11 protein-coding genes and 1 other RNA gene are annotated in these 14,838 nt (G+C 71.1%); 3 read left to right on the top strand and 9 right to left on the bottom strand.

The features are described 5' to 3' along the window. The first annotated feature begins 191 nt into the window (after window positions 1-191). Window positions 192-554 carry a hypothetical protein gene (locus OG385_RS20715; RefSeq protein WP_266856479.1) on the top strand — a complete coding sequence of 121 codons (363 nt, stop codon included), beginning with the start codon at window positions 192-194 and terminating at the stop codon, window positions 552-554. Between the two features lie 98 nt (window positions 555-652). Here OG385_RS20715 and ssrA read toward each other — a convergent pair. The 5 genes from ssrA to ftsE form a co-directional block, all read right to left on the bottom strand. Further along, window positions 653-1,041, bottom strand: a transfer-messenger RNA (tmRNA) gene (ssrA, locus tag OG385_RS20710). 117 nt (window positions 1,042-1,158) lie between these two features. After that, complete coding sequence (gene smpB, locus OG385_RS20705; RefSeq protein ID WP_266856477.1) at window positions 1,159-1,638, bottom strand: SsrA-binding protein SmpB; 480 nt, start codon at window positions 1,636-1,638, stop codon at window positions 1,159-1,161. 18 nt (window positions 1,639-1,656) lie between these two features. After that, complete coding sequence (locus OG385_RS20700; protein WP_266856475.1) at window positions 1,657-2,826, bottom strand: S41 family peptidase; 1,170 nt, start codon at window positions 2,824-2,826, stop codon at window positions 1,657-1,659. A gap of 68 nt (window positions 2,827-2,894) precedes the next feature. Further along, the gene (gene ftsX / locus OG385_RS20695) at window positions 2,895-3,815 is read right to left on the bottom strand and encodes a permease-like cell division protein FtsX (protein ID WP_266856473.1); all 921 of its coding nucleotides are present in this window, start codon (window positions 3,813-3,815) and stop codon (window positions 2,895-2,897) included. Window positions 3,816-3,824: 9 nt separating this feature from the next. After that, window positions 3,825-4,514, bottom strand: coding sequence for a cell division ATP-binding protein FtsE (gene ftsE, locus OG385_RS20690; RefSeq protein WP_164266073.1), 690 nt, complete (start codon window positions 4,512-4,514; stop codon window positions 3,825-3,827). 246 nt (window positions 4,515-4,760) lie between these two features. Here ftsE and OG385_RS20685 point away from each other — a divergent pair, with 246 nt between their 5' ends. Beyond that, on the top strand, window positions 4,761-4,955 hold the full coding sequence (locus OG385_RS20685; RefSeq protein ID WP_266856470.1) for a hypothetical protein: 195 nt from the start codon (window positions 4,761-4,763) through the stop codon (window positions 4,953-4,955). A gap of 97 nt (window positions 4,956-5,052) precedes the next feature. Here the strand turns inward: OG385_RS20685 and OG385_RS20680 are convergent, their stop codons facing one another. The 4 genes from OG385_RS20680 to OG385_RS20665 all read right to left on the bottom strand — a co-directional run bounded on the left by OG385_RS20680 (window position 5,053) and on the right by OG385_RS20665 (window position 10,729). Further along, window positions 5,053-5,961, bottom strand: coding sequence for a hypothetical protein (locus OG385_RS20680; protein ID WP_266856468.1), 909 nt, complete (start codon window positions 5,959-5,961; stop codon window positions 5,053-5,055). Between the two features lie 304 nt (window positions 5,962-6,265). Next, complete coding sequence (prfB, locus tag OG385_RS20675; RefSeq protein ID WP_266856466.1) at window positions 6,266-7,372, bottom strand: peptide chain release factor 2; 1,107 nt, start codon at window positions 7,370-7,372, stop codon at window positions 6,266-6,268. Window positions 7,373-7,482: 110 nt separating this feature from the next. Then, window positions 7,483-8,763 carry a serine/threonine-protein kinase gene (locus OG385_RS20670; protein WP_266856464.1) on the bottom strand — a complete coding sequence of 427 codons (1,281 nt, stop codon included), beginning with the start codon at window positions 8,761-8,763 and terminating at the stop codon, window positions 7,483-7,485. A 265-nt stretch (window positions 8,764-9,028) separates the two neighbouring features. After that, window positions 9,029-10,729 (bottom strand): serine/threonine-protein kinase, encoded by a 1,701-nt coding sequence (locus tag OG385_RS20665; RefSeq protein WP_266856462.1) that lies wholly within the window; start codon window positions 10,727-10,729, stop codon window positions 9,029-9,031. 527 nt (window positions 10,730-11,256) lie between these two features. Here OG385_RS20665 and OG385_RS20660 point away from each other — a divergent pair. Further along, complete coding sequence (locus tag OG385_RS20660) at window positions 11,257-14,733, top strand: FtsK/SpoIIIE domain-containing protein (protein WP_266856460.1); 3,477 nt, start codon at window positions 11,257-11,259, stop codon at window positions 14,731-14,733. The last annotated feature ends 105 nt before the right edge of the window (window positions 14,734-14,838 follow it).

The raw sequence follows: 14,838 nt of genomic DNA, 5'->3' as shown, positions 1-14,838 counted from the left end.
AGGGTGGAGGGTAAAGGCTGAGTAAGATCCCAACGCTATCTGTAACCGCGGGGTGATACCACCACGGGTGGCACGGTCCCGAGCGGGCATGGTTGCAAACAAGCCGAAGTCCTACGCCAGCATGGCGGGAAGCCCATCGAGCCCTGAGCTGCAGCGAGATCACCAAAGTCGCCCGCCGGACCAACCGCTCCGTGAACCAGCTGGTCAGCACCTCGGGACTTCCCTCAGGGCAGCCGAAGCAGCTGCGCCAAGCCATCGGCCTCCTTCTGGCCTACCTCCTCGGAGCATTCGACGGGGCGCGCGGCCATATACAAGCCGCCGGCGTCTGCAGCAATACACACGATGAACAAGCTGTGGCCGATCTTCTTAACTCCACTCTCGGCTTCAACGTATTCGTTCTGGGCCTCCTGCTGCCTCTGGGCTTTCTGTTCGCCAGCTGGTCCCTGCCGCGGCAGCAGCGCAACAACGACCGCCGACTGCTCCTCGCCCTGGCCGCCCCAGTTTCCCTGCTGCTTGTCTTCCTGCTGTTCCGTGGGCTGGTCGACTGGCCCTGAATCCCGCTTCTGGCGCGGCACCCGCACAGCAGCCCGGACCACAAAAAAGGCTCATGCCCCACCGGAAAATTCCGGCAGGGCATGAGCCACACATGGGGTGGTGGAGATGGCGGGAATCGAACCCGCGTCCAACGGTGCAGAACCAGGGCTTCTCCGAGCGCAGTTCGCTGCGATTTTCTCGGCCCCGGAGATCTCGCGAACAAGTCTCCGACAGGCCCAGTCACTGTTTGATTTCCCACCGATCCCCGTGACCGGGACCGGTGGTTTAGTTCCCTAGCTTATGCCAGGATCCGGGTCGGGAACTTCCCCGGGCTGACACCCATTTAGGGTCCTTCAGTCACTGCTTATTAGGCAGCGAGGGCGAAGGACTGGGAATCGCGCTTAGAATTGGCGATTATTTTTTGCGACATATGGTTTACGAGATCATTGCCGCTTCCTCGGCTCGCTTCACCTGCTTCAACAGCCGCTGTCGAAACCGATCATCCCCATGTTGTTTTTTCAAGGTGGTACCGCGCCCCGTGGGGTGCAGTGCCATCGTACGTGACCAACGCACGACGGTGCCACTGTATTCCCCGCAGGTCGCCCGTCACGCCGGCCCGTCCCGTCAGGCGCGCTGCTTCCTGCGGACCGCCGAGACCGCCCGGTCCGTCTCGCGGCGGTCCTGCTTCTCGCGCAGGGTCTGGCGCTTGTCGTACTCCTTCTTGCCCTTCGCCAGCGCGATCTCGACCTTGGCCCGGCCGTCCTTGAAGTACAGCGCCAGGGGCACGATCGTGTGGCCCGACTCCTGTGCCTTCGACTCCAGCTTGTCGATCTCCATGCGGTGCATCAGCAGCTTGCGTTTCCGGCGCGCGCTGTGGTTGGTCCAGGTGCCCTGGGTGTACTCGGGTACGTGGACGTTGTGCAGCCACGCCTCGTGGTTGTCGATCTGGACGAAGCCGTCGACCAGGGACGCCCGGCCCATCCTCAGCGACTTCACCTCGGTCCCGGTCAGGACAAGCCCGCACTCGTACGTGTCGAGGATGAGGTAGTCGTGCCGTGCCTTTTTGTGCTGGGCGATCATTTTTCGCCCGGTTTCCTTAGCCATAGTGCGTCCATTTTCGCACTAAGCCCCTCCCCCGAGGCCACTCAATACTGTCTCGGCTCTCGACTCGGCCCGATCACCCGCCGTCACGTCCGGTGTGATGCCCCGCCCGTCGACGCTGTGGCCCCCTGGCGTGCGGTAGTGGCCGACGGTGAGCTCCGCCACGGATCCGCCCGGCAGCGCGCTCGGCATCTGCACCGAGCCCTTGCCGAAGGTGCGGGAACCGACCGTGATCGCCCGGCCACGGTCCTGGAGGGCCCCCGTGAGCAGCTCCGCCGCGCTCATCGTGCCGCCGTCGATCAGGACGACCAGCGGACGGTCCGTGTCGCCGCCCCGGCGCGCGTAGAGGGCGCGCTGCGCGCCGTGCACGTCGTACGTGGCGACCAGGCCGCCGTCCAGCAACGCGGAGGCCGCCGTGGTGGCCTCGGTGACCAGGCCGCCGCTGTTGCCCCGGAGGTCCAGCAGGATGCCGCCGCCCGCGGGAGCGGTCCGGACGGCCTTGTCCACCCGGGCGCCCGAGCCCTTGGTGAAGGCGGTGACCTTGATCAGCGTCGCCCGGCCGGGCAGCCGCGTCACGGTGACCGGGTCGGTGGTGAGCCTGGCTCTGCGCAGGGTCCTCGTCACGGTGTCGCCACCGCGCCGTACGCCGACGACCACCGGGGTACCCGGGACGGACGCGGTGTCACCGCCGCGCAGCTGCGAGACGACGTCGGTCACCGGCCGGGTGCCGACCTGGCGGCCGTCGATCGTACGGAGCAGGTCGCCGGCCCGGAGACCGGCCCGCGCCGCCGGGCCGCCCGGCTGGACCCGGGCCACTTCGATCCGGCCGTCGCGGACGCGCCTGGCCCACAGCCCGACGCCGGTGTACTCGCCGTCGAGCGCGTCCTCGAACTGCTCGTAGTCGGTCCGGTCGTAGACGGCGCCCCAGCGGTCACCGCTGCGGCCGACGACGTCCTCGGCCGCCTTCGTACCGGACTTGCCGTCGGCGACCGCGTCCGATGTCGCCCTGACGAGTTCGGCGCGGTCGACGGTGGACGCGGCGCCGCGTGTTCGCGCCGGGCGGGGCGTCCGCTCGTCTCCCGGCAGGGAGTTGGTGGCCGCCGCCGTGGCGAGAACGCTCACGAAGACCAAAGCCAGAGCCGCCCCGCGGCGAAGGCTGCGGGGCGGCGAAACGAATTCCGGGCCTGACATGGCGACCACTGTAGACCGACGCCCGTGCGCCGTAGGGGGCGTTCACCCCACGGCGCCCGGGGCGTGTCTCACACCTTCAGGTACTTGCGCAATGCGAAGAGAGCGGCAAGCGCGGGCATCAGCAGCCCAATCGCCAGTACCAGCGGCAGTTTCGACAGGACGGCGTCCCAGCCGATGAAGTCGATCAGGTTCAGCTTCTCGTGCAGGGCGAGTCCGTGGTCGATCAGGAAGTAGCGGCCGACGAGCAGCATCCCGCAGGCCACAAGTCCGCCCAGCAGACCGGCGAACGCCGCCTCCATGATGAACGGCATCTGGATGTAGAAGCTGGACGCGCCCACCAGGCGCATGATCCCGGTCTCGCGTCTGCGGCTGAACGCCGATACGCGCACGGTGTTGACGATCAGCATCAGCGCGATCACCAGCATCAGGGCCATCACACAGAGCGCGGCGACGTTCATCCCGTTGAGGAGCGCGAAGAGGTTCTCCAGGATGCCGCGCTGGTCCTGGACGGTCATGACACCGTCCCGGCCGGCGAACGCGGTGGCGATCACCTTGTACTTGGTGGGGTCCTTGAGCTTGACGCGGAACGAGGACTGGAGCTGGTCCGGCGTGATGGAGCCCGTCATCGGGGCGCCCTTGAACTCCTGCTGGTAGTGCTTGTACGCCTCGTCTGTGCTCTCGTAACTCACCTTCTGGACAAGGTCGGTCATCTTGTTCAGATCGGTCTCGATCGACTTCTTCTGCTCCTCGGTCACCGGACCCTTGGCGCACTTCGGGGTGGAATCCACATCACCCTTGGAGCAGAGGAAGATCGAGACGTTGACCTTGTCGTACCAGTAGCCCTTCATCGTGTTCACCTGGTCGCGCATGAGCAGCGAGCCACCGAACAGGGCGAGGGACAAGGCGACGGAGACGATGACCGCGAAGGTCATCGTGAGATTGCGGCGGAGACCCACGCCGATCTCCGACAGGACGAACTGGGCGCGCATGGCGTCCTTTCAGTGCTGGTAGCCGTAGACGCCGCGCGACTGGTCGCGTACGAGACGGCCCTTCTCAAGTTCAATGACGCGCTTGCGCATCTGGTCGACGATCTGCTGGTCGTGGGTGGCCATCACCACAGTGGTTCCGGTCCTGTTGATCCGGTCCAGCAGCTTCATGATGCCGACGGAGGTCTGCGGGTCGAGGTTGCCGGTCGGCTCGTCCGCGATCAGCAGCATGGGGCGGTTGACGAAGGCCCGCGCGATGGCGACGCGCTGCTGCTCACCACCGGAGAGCTCACCGGGCATCCGGTCCTCCTTGCCGCCGAGGCCGACCAGGTCGAGGACCTGGGGCACGGCCTTGCGGATCTCACCGCGCGGCTTGCCGATGACCTCCTGCGCGAACGCGACGTTCTCCGCGACGGTCTTGTTGGGCAGCAGGCGGAAGTCCTGGAAGACCGTGCCGAGCTGGCGGCGCATCTGCGGCACCTTCCAGTTCGACAGGCGCGCGAGGTCCTTGCCGAGGACGTGCACCATGCCGTGGCTGGTGCGCTCCTCACGCAGGACGAGCCGCAGAAAGGTCGACTTGCCCGAACCGGAGGAACCCACCAGGAAGACGAACTCCCCCTTCTCGATCTCAAGGGAGACATCCCGCAGGGCGGGGCGGTTCTGCTTGGGGTAGGTCTTGGAGACGTTGTCGAATCGGATCACGAGTGCACCACGTCGGCCGGGAATAGGTGAGCGTGACATTACGCGAAGCCGCAGTGCGCCCGCATGCAGCATCCGTCGATGCGTGGTATGTCCGCGTTGAGCCCGGGTACGGACCGGGTGGAATCCGGCGGGGCGCGCCGAAACGCGCGGGAGCTGGCACAGTGGTAAGGGGAACAGTTGCGGTTCGCCGGGCGTTGTCGGGAGTGACAGCGCGTGGAACGGCTCCGCCGCATGGGAGGAGTGCGCATGACCTACGACCGATTGGTGTGCGCCAATTGCGCGTCCCCTGTCAGTGAAGGCCGCTGCCGGGTCTGCCGGGCCAGCAGAGAGCGCCTTCAGCAGGAGGAGGGTTCCTTCGGCGGGCTGAGTCCGCTGGTTCTGGTGAGCGCGCTGATAGTGCTGGTGGCCGCGCTGGCCCTGCTGGCACACCAGACCATCTGAACGAGACATCTGAACGGCGCCGTCCGCTCACATGGGGAAGGGCCCCGGGTTCCGACTGGAACCCGGGGCCCTTCCTCGTACGTGCTGAACCTTAACCTCAGGCGAGGTTCCCGCCGCGGCCGGCGAGACGCGGCAGCATACGGAAGCCGATGCCACCGGCGATCATCGTCGCGGCACCGATGATCAGGAACGTGGTGTCACCCGCACCGGTCTCGGCGAGCTCCTGCTTGGGCTTGCCCTGCTCGACCGGCTGGGAGCCGAGGTTGTCGGGCTGGGTGCCGGTGCTGGAGGAACCGCCGGTCGTGGACGAACCGCCCGTGGTGGACGAGTGGGAGCCGCCGGTGGAACCGGAGGTGCCCCCGTTGTCGCCCGAACCACCGGTGGTCGAACCGCTGGTGGTCGAACCACTGGTGGAACCGCTCGTCGAACCGCTCGTCGAGCCGCTGGTGGAACCGCTCGTGGTCGAACCGCCGTCCTGGCCCTGGTCGGACGATCCACCGGTCTGGCCCTGGTCACTCGAACCACCGGTCTGGCCCTGGTCGGACGAACCGCCGTCCTGGCCCTGGTCACTCGAACCACCGGTCTGACCCTGGTCGGACGAACCGCCGTCCTGACCCTGGTCACTCGAACCACCGGTCTGACCCTGGTCGGACGAACCGCCGTCCTGACCCTGGTCCGACGAACCGCCCGTCTGACCCTGGTCGGACGAACCGCCGTCCTGACCCTGGTCCGACGAACCGCCCGTCTGACCCTGGTCGGACGAACCGCCGTCCTGACCCTGGTCCGACGAACCGCCGTCGACGCCACCGATCGGGTTGGTGCCGCCGTCGGTGCTGCCACCGTCCGCGCCGCCGTCGTCGCCCGACGTGATCGAGATGTCGGTGCCGAGAAGCGGGACATGAATATCTGCGGCCTGTGCCGCGCCCGCGGCGGTCAGCGAGGCGCCTGCGGCGATCACTGCGCCCGCAGCTATGCGCGCTACGCGAATCCGCGTCTTCTTGGTCATCTGGCTGCTACCCCCAGTAGCTCATTGTCAATGGTGCAGCGCACGGGGCAGGCAGGCCGTAGGGATCATGTGTTTCCGTCCCCCCGATCACACGCGCCCCAGAATTACGCATGCCGCGTGTCACTTTTCCCACTTTTAAGAACCGCGTCAAGGCCGTTGCGGGCGCGATGCCTGAAATGCAATGACTTGCCCGGCGTACGGGAATACGACTGTGACGCAGTAGAGGAACTACCGTCTCCAGGACGGTAGTTCCTCTACTGACTATGTCGATAAAGCGCTGGTTCGGCGGCGCCGGAAAGGCGGTCTACTTCTCCTGCTGCTTGCGCCAGCGAATTCCGGCTTCCAGGAAGCCGTCGATCTCGCCGTCGAGCACCGCCTGCGGGTTTCCGACCTCGTACTCCGTACGCAGGTCCTTGACCATCTGGTACGGGTGCAGGACGTACGAACGCATCTGGTTTCCCCAGGAGTTGCCGCCGTCGCCCTTGAGCGAGTCCATCAGCGCCTGCTCCTCCTGGCGGCGGCGCTCAAGGAGCTTCGCCTGGAGGACGTTCATCGCGCTGGCCTTGTTCTGGATCTGCGAGCGCTCGTTCTGGCAGGAGACGACGATGCCGGTGGGGATGTGTGTCAGCCGGACCGCCGAGTCCGTGGTGTTGACGCCCTGGCCGCCGGGGCCCGATGCGCGGTAGACGTCCACGCGCAGCTCGGTCTCGTCGATCTCGATGTGGTCGGTCTTCTCCACCACCGGGAGCACCTCGACACCCGCGAAGGAGGTCTGGCGGCGCCCCTGGTTGTCGAAGGGCGAGATCCGGACCAGCCGGTGGGTGCCCTGCTCGACGGAGAGCGTGCCGTACGCGTACGGCACCTTCACGACGAAGGTGGTCGACTTGATGCCGGCCTCCTCCGCGTACGACGTCTCGTAGACCTCGGTGCCGTAGCCGTGCCGCTCGGACCAGCGGAGGTACATGCGCTGGAGCTGTTCGGCGAAGTCCGCGGCGTCGACGCCGCCGGCCTCCGCGCGGATGTTGACGAGCGCCTCACGGGCGTCGTACTCGCCGGAGAGGAGGGTGCGGACCTCCATCTCTTCGAGCGCCTTGCGCACGGCGAGCAGCTCCGACTCGGCCTCGGCGAGGGTGTCGGCGTCGTCCTCGGCCTCGGCGAGCTCGAAGAGCACCCCCAGGTCGTCGATCCGCCCGCGCAGCGTCGCCGTCTTGCGGACCTCGGCCTGCAGGTGCGACAGCTTGCTGGTGATCTTCTGGGCCTCTTCCGGGTCGTCCCACAGGGACGGCGCCGCGGCCTGGTCCTCAAGCACGGCGATATCGGCCCTCAGCTTGTCGAGGTCCAGGACGGCCTCGATCGACCCCATGGTCGAGGAGAGGGACTTCAGCTCTTCGGATACATCGACGACTGCCACGCCACCAGCGTAACGGCTTGGAGCGGGGGCAGTCCCCGGCCCTTCCGATCGGACCGGGGGGACGGGGCCCGGTGCGGTGCCGGGCGGGCCGGACGGGCCGGGGCAGGCCCTTACGGTCCGGACGGCGCCGACTGGTGGCTGTCCTGCGGGGCCGGTCCGCCGCCGTCGCCCGACGACGTGGCCAGCCAGCCGCCGACGCCCACCGCGGCGGCGACGACCAGCGCGGCTGCGCCCAGTTTGATACGGCGTCTGCGCACCGCCTCGGCCGTGGAGCGGTGGCGTGCGGAGCCCGGCCTGCTCGGGGAGCGGGGGGCGCGGGCCGTGCCCAGCGGGCCGCCCGCCAGCTCGTCGGGGGCCGGGACGCGCATGCTCGTGTGGGTGTCGCGGTTGGAGTCGGCGGAGGAGCCGGGGACGAGCGGGACCGCGCCGCGGCGGCGGGTCTCGGTGGGCGTGGCCGGTTCGTACGAGGTCTCCTCGTACGGCTGCTCCCCCGGCTCCGACTCGTCGGGCTCGTCCACGTCGAGCGGGGGGATGCCCGCGAGGTGCGGGAGCTGTTCGCGCAGCCGCTCGCCGAGCTCCGACGCACGCAGCCGGGACGCGGGGGCCTTCGCCAGGCACTGGACCAGCAGCTGCCAGAGGTCGTCGGGGATGCCGGGGAGCGGCACGACAGTCTCGGTGACATGGCGGCGCAGGACCGCGCCGGGGTGTCCGCCGCCGAAGGGCGTGAAGCCCGCGAGGAGCTCGTAGAGGACCGTCGCCAGGGCGTAGATGTCGACGGACGCGCGCGGCGGCAGGCCCTCGATGATCTCGGGGGCGAGGTAGTCGGGCGTACCGATGATCTTCGACGCCTGCGGGCGGCCCGGTCCGGCCGGACCCGCGGGCAGCGCCCGGCGCGGAGCGTCGATCAGTTTGGCGACGCCGAAGTCCGTGAGCAGCGCCGGGTGGGAGCCGCCCGGGCCGAGCGGGCCCTGCATGTCAAGCAGGATGTTCTCGGGCTTGACGTCGCGGTGCACGACGCCCGCGGAGTGCGCGGCGGCGAGTCCGTCCGCGATGTCCGCGACGATGGCGACGGCGGCCTCGGGGCTGAGGCGGCGCTCGCGGTCGAGCCGGGTGCGCAGATCGGTGCCGCGGACCAGGTCCATCACAAGGGCGAGGTCGTTGCCGTCCACGACGAGGTCGCGTACGGAGACGACATGCGGGTGGTCGAGGCCGAGCAGCGCGGTGCGCTCCTGTACGAAGCGGCCGACGAGCTCCTGGTCGGCCGCGAGGTCCTCACGCAGCAGCTTGACGGCGACGGGCCCCGAGGGCCCCTCGCCCAGCCACACCGTGCCGGCGCTCCCGCGACCCAGGATCTGGTGCGCGGTGTACCGGCTGCCGATCTTCCGTGCCAAGACTGCTCCCTCAGCGGCTGGCGCTGTGCCGTGCCCGGGGGTGCGTCCCTGGACAGGCGCCGGGTTCCGGGCGGTCCCCGGCTCCCAAAATACGCGGGCATCGGGGTGTTCAGTGCCCCGGATGGCAGGAACCCTCACTTCTGCGGGGGTAATTCATTGCGCAGAAGTCGACATGTATACAGACCGGCTGCCGGGCTGGGACTGGAACTCGGGACGGGGGCCGGGGCATGGCGCGCTGTCCGCCCCGGCCGGCCCGCGCGGGCCGTCAGTTTCCGGTTCCGCCCGACCCGCTGGATCCGCCCAGGCCCTGCACGAAGTCCTTGACCGAGTTGAAGCCGTCGGAGATCTCCGAGATGAAGCTCTTGGAGGTACCGATCCACTCCTGCAGCGGGGTCAGCTCCCAGATCAGCCAGGAACCCACGAAGAGGATCACGACCATGACGAGGCAGCCCTTGAGGCAGCCGAGGCCGGGGATCTTCACCGGGTTGGCGCTGCGCCGCCTCGGCTCCCGTGGCTCGCGCGGGGCGGGCGCCTGGGGTTGCTGCGGGGGCGCGTACTGCTGCTGCGGGCGCTGCTGGGGCTGGCGCTGCGGGGCGTACTGCTGGGGCTGTTGGGGCTGCTGCTGCTGCGGCGCGTACTGCTGCGGCTGCTGCTGCGGGTACTGCTGCGGCGGGTACTGCCGCTGCTGCTGGGGCCGCTGCGGCCGGTGGCGCAGGGGGTCCTGCTCCGGGGCCAGATACTGCACCTGGGTCTGCTCGTTGCGGTCGCGGGCCGCGCTGAGCTGGTTCTGCCAGGGGTGCGGCTGCTCGGGCTGGTCCGGTGCCCGGCCGGGCACCGGCGGCAGCACGGCGGTCGGGTCCGCGGCGCCGGGGCCGGGGCGGCCGTCCGGACCCGGAGCACCCGTGCTCGGCAGCACGCTGGTGCGCGCCGCGGGGTCGTAGGCCCCCGCGTTGTTCGGCAGGACCTGGGTGGGGTCGGCGGCTCCGGGCGTCCCGGGGACCTCGGCGGGCTCGGGGTCCGGTGCCAGCAGCGCGGCCACCCCGAGAGCGGCTGCGACCTGCGCGGGCGTGGCGTGCACGCCGATCCCCTCGGCTGCGGTCCGCAGCCCGCGGGCCAGGTTCTCGGCGCTGGGGCGGCGGCCCGGGTCCTTGCTGAGGCAACGCTCTATGACCGTCCAGAGCGCTTCGGGGACGGTGGTGGGCCTGCGCGGGTCCTCGCTGAGGTGCCGCTGGAGGACTTCCAGGGCCGTGCCGCCCGCGAACGGGGGCCGCCCGGTGACCAGTTCGTACAGCAGGATGCCCGCGCCGTAGATGTCGACCGCGGAGGTCTGCGGGCGGCCCTCGGCGGACTCCGGTGCCACATAGGCGGGCGTGCCGACGAACTCGTGGGTACGGGTCAGGCCCGGCGAGTCCGCGAGGCGGGCGATGCCGAAGTCGGTGAGCATCGGGTGCATCTGGCCGTCGGCGTCGTGCTTGACCAGTACGTTCGCTGGCTTCAGGTCGCGGTGGACGACGCCGTCCGCATGGCTGGCGGCGAGTGCGTCGGCGATCTGGGCGGTGAGCAGCGCGGCGGCGACCGGGCTGAACGGGCCGTTGTCCCGGAGGTAGTGGTGCAGGTCCGGGCCGTCGATCAGGTCCATGACGAGCGCGAGGAGATCGCCCTCGACGACGAGGTCCCGGGTCCGCACGATGTTGGGGTGGGTCAGCCGCAGCAGGACGGAGCGCTCCCGCAGGAACCGCATCACCACGTCCGGGTCTTCGGCCAGCTCCTCCTTGAGGACCTTGATCGCCACGGTCTCGCCGGGCTGACCGGCGACGGCCGCCTCGGCGCCCGCGGTCTCCCGCCCCCGAGGGGCTCCGACGGGCTCCGCGCCAGGGGGTGCCCCCACGCTGGCACGCCAGACGGTGCCCGTGGCGCCGCGTCCCAGCGGCTCCTCGAGCAGGTACTTGCTGCCTACGGGCCGCACGTCATGCGCTCCCTGTGATCGTCGTCCCTTGCCTGGTCCACCGGCCCCCCGCCCGGATGTCCGCCCCACTCTAGTGCCGCCCGCGGGGGCACTGGCCGACGATCTTCCGGAGCGGCTTTCCCTGTGTGCGGCCGGTGTGACGGCCGGTGTCCGGGATCGGATTCCGGAGCCGGTTCCAGCCGGCCGCCGGCCGTGTTCCGGCCAGGCGCCAGTCGTGTTCCAGCTGTGTTCCAGCCGTGTTCGAAAGGAAGACGCGAAGACTGTCCCCTTGGTTGCCCCGGGACGCCCGCCGGCACCTCCTGGCAGGTCAGGTGCGATCCCAACCAGGCACTTTTACGTCCAGAGCCGACCATTCAAGATCACTTAGCGGTGACCCCCGGGCGTGTTGTCAGTGGCAGATGCGAGGATGCCTTCAGCACGGAGTTATGGGGTCGGGAGTCCTGTGAAGCCGTGCCGACCTGCCGGGTGGGGGAGATCACAGGGCGGCTCCTGCCAGGCACCCTCCGCAGAAGGGACCGCTGACGGCTATGCAGATCCGGCTGACCGTCCTCGCGCCGCGCAGCGGCCGCTCCGCGTCCGAGGCGCGCACCTGCGACGTGCTCGTCACCGCCCCCGCCGGGGCCGCGCTGGCCACGGTCGCGTCAGGCCTCGCCACGGCGGCCGCCGGTCCGGAGGGCACAGGGTCCGGGAGCGTGGTGCTGTACGCGGGCGGGCACCGCCTCGACCTGCAACGCTCCGCGCTGGGTGAGCCCCCGCTGGTGGACGGAGCGGTGCTCTCTCTCCAGGTCCCCGCCGAGGAGGACGACCGGGGCGACGGATCGGCCACTCAGCTCCATGTGGTCGCCGGGCCGGACGCGGGCGGTGTCCATCTGCTGCACGGCGGCCGGATCCGTGTCGGCCGCTCCGCCGACGCGGACGTCCCACTGGACGACCCGGACGTCTCACGGATGCACTGCACGGTGACGGTGGAGCAGGACGGCCGGGTGACCGTCGCCGATCTCGGCTCGACGAACGGCACGACGCTGGACGGTTCGGGGGTCGGCGACGCCCCGGTCCGTATGACACCGGGTTCCCTGCTCCGGGTCGGCGAGTCGGCGCTGCGGATCACCACGGCGACCGGCGGAGTGCTTGCGGCTGTCCCGGACGGCGAGGGCCATCTGCGGGTCGCCCGCGAGGACACTGGCCCGGACGGCGCTCAGGGTTCCGGGTCCGGCGCCGCTTCCCGTTCCAGCACCGGTTCCGGCGTCCCCGGTGGTACGCAGGCGGGCGCCGCGGCGGGTCCGGGCTCCGGTGGATCCGGTCACGGGGCGGGCGAGCCCCGTTACGCCTCCGTGCCCGCTCAGGCCACCGGGGCCACCGGCGCCCGCCCGGCCGGCGCCGTTCCCGGAGCACGCCAGGCCCCCGCCGTCCCCGCCGAGGCCCGGATACCCGAGCAGGGCGGCTCCCCTGACGCCGGACCGGGCGGCGGACCGAGCGGCGGACCGAGCTCGCGGCGCGTCAGCGCGGTCGGGGCGCAGCAGCCGCACGACCCCTACAGCAATCTGTACGACGAGGCCGCGGCGGCCTACGCCCAGGACCCCGGGTTCACCTCCCGGGGCCGCCAGGGCACTCCCCCGCGCGGCACCAAGCTCCGCTCCGACCGGGGCGCGGAGACCCACGAGCGGACACCGGACGGCTTCGGCAGTGGCCGCACCCGCGGCGCCGCACCCGCCGACGGCAGCGGCGGCGCGGATGACACCGGCACATGGGGCAACGGCGCTCGCTACAGCACCGATTCCGCCTCCGACACGGACGACAGCGCCCGCAGACGCGGCGGTATAGGGGCCTGGGCGAGGCGGCTCGCGGGCAGCCGGCCCGACGCCGTACGCGACAGTCCGGCGGAGCGGTCCGCCGATCCGTCCGACACGCCACCGGACCCGGCCGCCGGAATCCCCGGCGCGGACACCTGGCCCGACCCGGCCGCGCTGCTGCTCACCGCGCTGGGACCGGGACCCCGGCTCTGGGAGCGCACCCCCGACCACCGGGAGGCGCTCGTCATCCGGCTAGGCACCGCCGACCGGACCGGGCCCGGCGGGGTCGGCGTGGTGCCCGCGGTGCCGGTGACGGTCTCGCTGCGCGAGGCCGGTTCGCTCGGGCTCGCGGGTCCCCGTGAGCGGCTGGCCGGGCTGGCCCGTTCGGCGGTCGCCCAGCTCGCCGCGCTGCATCCGCCCACCGATCTGGAGATCGTGCTGGTCAGCACGGACCGGGCCCGCCCGCTGGAGGCCCGCAGATCCGACTGGGGCTGGCTCGGCTGGCTGCCACATGTGCGGCCCGCCCACGGCCAGGACTGCCGGCTCCTGCTGGCGTACGACAGGGACCAGGCGACCGCCCGCACCGCTGAGCTGGTGCGCCGGCTGGACGACAGTCCGCTCGGCACCGGCTGGGCCTCGGCCGATCCGGCGGCGGTCTCGGCGGCGGCCGGGCGGTACGACGGCCCCTGCACCCTGCTGATCGTGGACGGCGACCCCGGCTCGGCCGCCCTGCGCGAGACCACCGCACGGCTGGCGTCGGCGGGCTCCGCCTGCGGGGTCCATGTCCTCTGTCTCGCCGAGACGGCGGCGGCCTCCCCCGCCTCTCCGCTCGAAACGACCTACGAGGCGGCCTGCGCAGCCTCGCTCGCCTTCCGTGAGTGCGGCGCCGCCGCCCTGCTGAGCGGCGATGTGGCCACCTCGCTGCGGCTGCTGCGCACCGCGCGCGGGATCCATCCGGCGGCCGGCGGGCAGTCCGCGAGCCGCGGCACGTTCGCCGTGGTCGACGCGGTGTCGTCGGCCTGGGCCGAGCGGTTCGGCCGGGCGCTCGCACCACTGCGGGCCGACGTGTCGGCGGCCGGCACCCCCGCCCGGCAGGCCGCGGCGCTGCCCGCGTCGTCCCGGCTGCTCGACGAGCTGGGGCTCGCCCGTGCCACCCCCGCTTCGCTGATGGCCCGCTGGGCGGCGGCGGCCGAGACGACCGCCGTGCTCGGCGCGGGCCCCCGCGGCCCGGTCACCATGGACCTGGCGACCGAGGGTCCGCATCTGCTGGTCGAGGGCCCGGCGGGCAGCGGCCGTACGGAGCTGCTGCGCGCAGCGGCGGCCTCGCTGGCGGCGGCCGCCCGGCCGGACCGGCTCGGGCTGATCCTCGTCGACGGCGCGGGCGGTGAGCGCGGCGAGGGCCTGCGGGCCTGCACGGAGCTGCCGCACACCTCGACCTATCTGGTGGCGTCCGACCCGGTCCGGATGCGGGAGTTCGCGCAGGCGCTCGGCGGCGAGCTGAAGCGCCGGGCCGAGCTGCTGGGCGCCGGGAGCTTCGCCGAGTGGCACCGGACCCGTGAGGTGGCGGAGCGGCTGGTCGGCCGGCGGCAGCCGGGGCAGGCCGAGCAGAGCGGCGACATCGAGTCGCCGACCAGCGGCACCCTGCGGCTGCGCCCGGCCGGAGCGCGTACGGACCCGATGCCGGGACCCACCCCGCTCCCCCGGCTGGTGGTGATCGTCGACGACTTCGACGCGCTGGTCGCACCGGCGCTCGGCAGCCCCGGACGCCCCACCGCGGGCTCGGTCGTCCGGGCGCTGGAGGCGGTGGCCAGGGACGGTGAGCGGCTCGGCGTCCATCTGATAGCCGCTTCGGCCCGGCCGGACCGTACGGCCGACACCGAGCTGGCCAGGGTCAGCAGGCTGCGGGTGGTGCTCGACGCCCCGCCGGCCTCCCCGGCGCCGGACGCCCCGGCACCGGGCCGGGGCAGGCTGGGCCGCCCCGACGGCGGGGTGACCCCGTTCCAGGGCGGCAGGGTGACCGGCCGCATTCCGCGTACGGCGACGCTGCGCCCCACCGTCGTACCCCTGGAGTGGGAGCGGATGGGTGACCCGCCCGACCGCCGCCCCGTCCGCGAACTCGGCAACGGACCAACGGACTTGGCCCTGCTGGCCAGCGCCCTGGAACGGGCCGCGAGGTCCGTCGACGCGATGTCCATACCCTCCCTGAATGCCTGACGTAACGTCACAGGCCCATCACAATCGAATAGTTGGACCAAGGCCCGGTATTGCGGCGCCGGAGTCACCCGGCGTAGGACTGTGCTCACGGGACAACGGCGTCGC

It is taken from the genome of Streptomyces sp. NBC_01306 (assembly GCF_026340465.1).
Taxonomy (GTDB): Bacteria; Actinomycetota; Actinomycetes; order Streptomycetales; family Streptomycetaceae; genus Streptomyces.
The sequence above is the reverse complement of the archived record's forward strand: the minus strand, read 5'-3'. Positions and strand labels throughout refer to the sequence as shown.

Bases quoted from the DNA above. Each gene is read 5' to 3' on its own strand.
- smpB (WP_266856477.1), bottom strand. From the start codon at position 1,638: ATGGCTAAGGAAACCGGGCGAAAAATGATCGCCCAGCACAAAAAGGCA.
- OG385_RS20700 (WP_266856475.1), bottom strand. From the start codon at position 2,826: ATGTCAGGCCCGGAATTCGTTTCGCCGCCCCGCAGCCTTCGCCGCGGG.
- ftsX (WP_266856473.1), bottom strand. From the start codon at position 3,815: ATGCGCGCCCAGTTCGTCCTGTCGGAGATCGGCGTGGGTCTCCGCCGC.
- OG385_RS20685 (WP_266856470.1), top strand. From the start codon at position 4,761: ATGACCTACGACCGATTGGTGTGCGCCAATTGCGCGTCCCCTGTCAGT.
- OG385_RS20680 (WP_266856468.1), bottom strand. From the start codon at position 5,961: ATGACCAAGAAGACGCGGATTCGCGTAGCGCGCATAGCTGCGGGCGCA.
- OG385_RS20660 (WP_266856460.1), top strand. From the start codon at position 11,257: ATGCAGATCCGGCTGACCGTCCTCGCGCCGCGCAGCGGCCGCTCCGCG.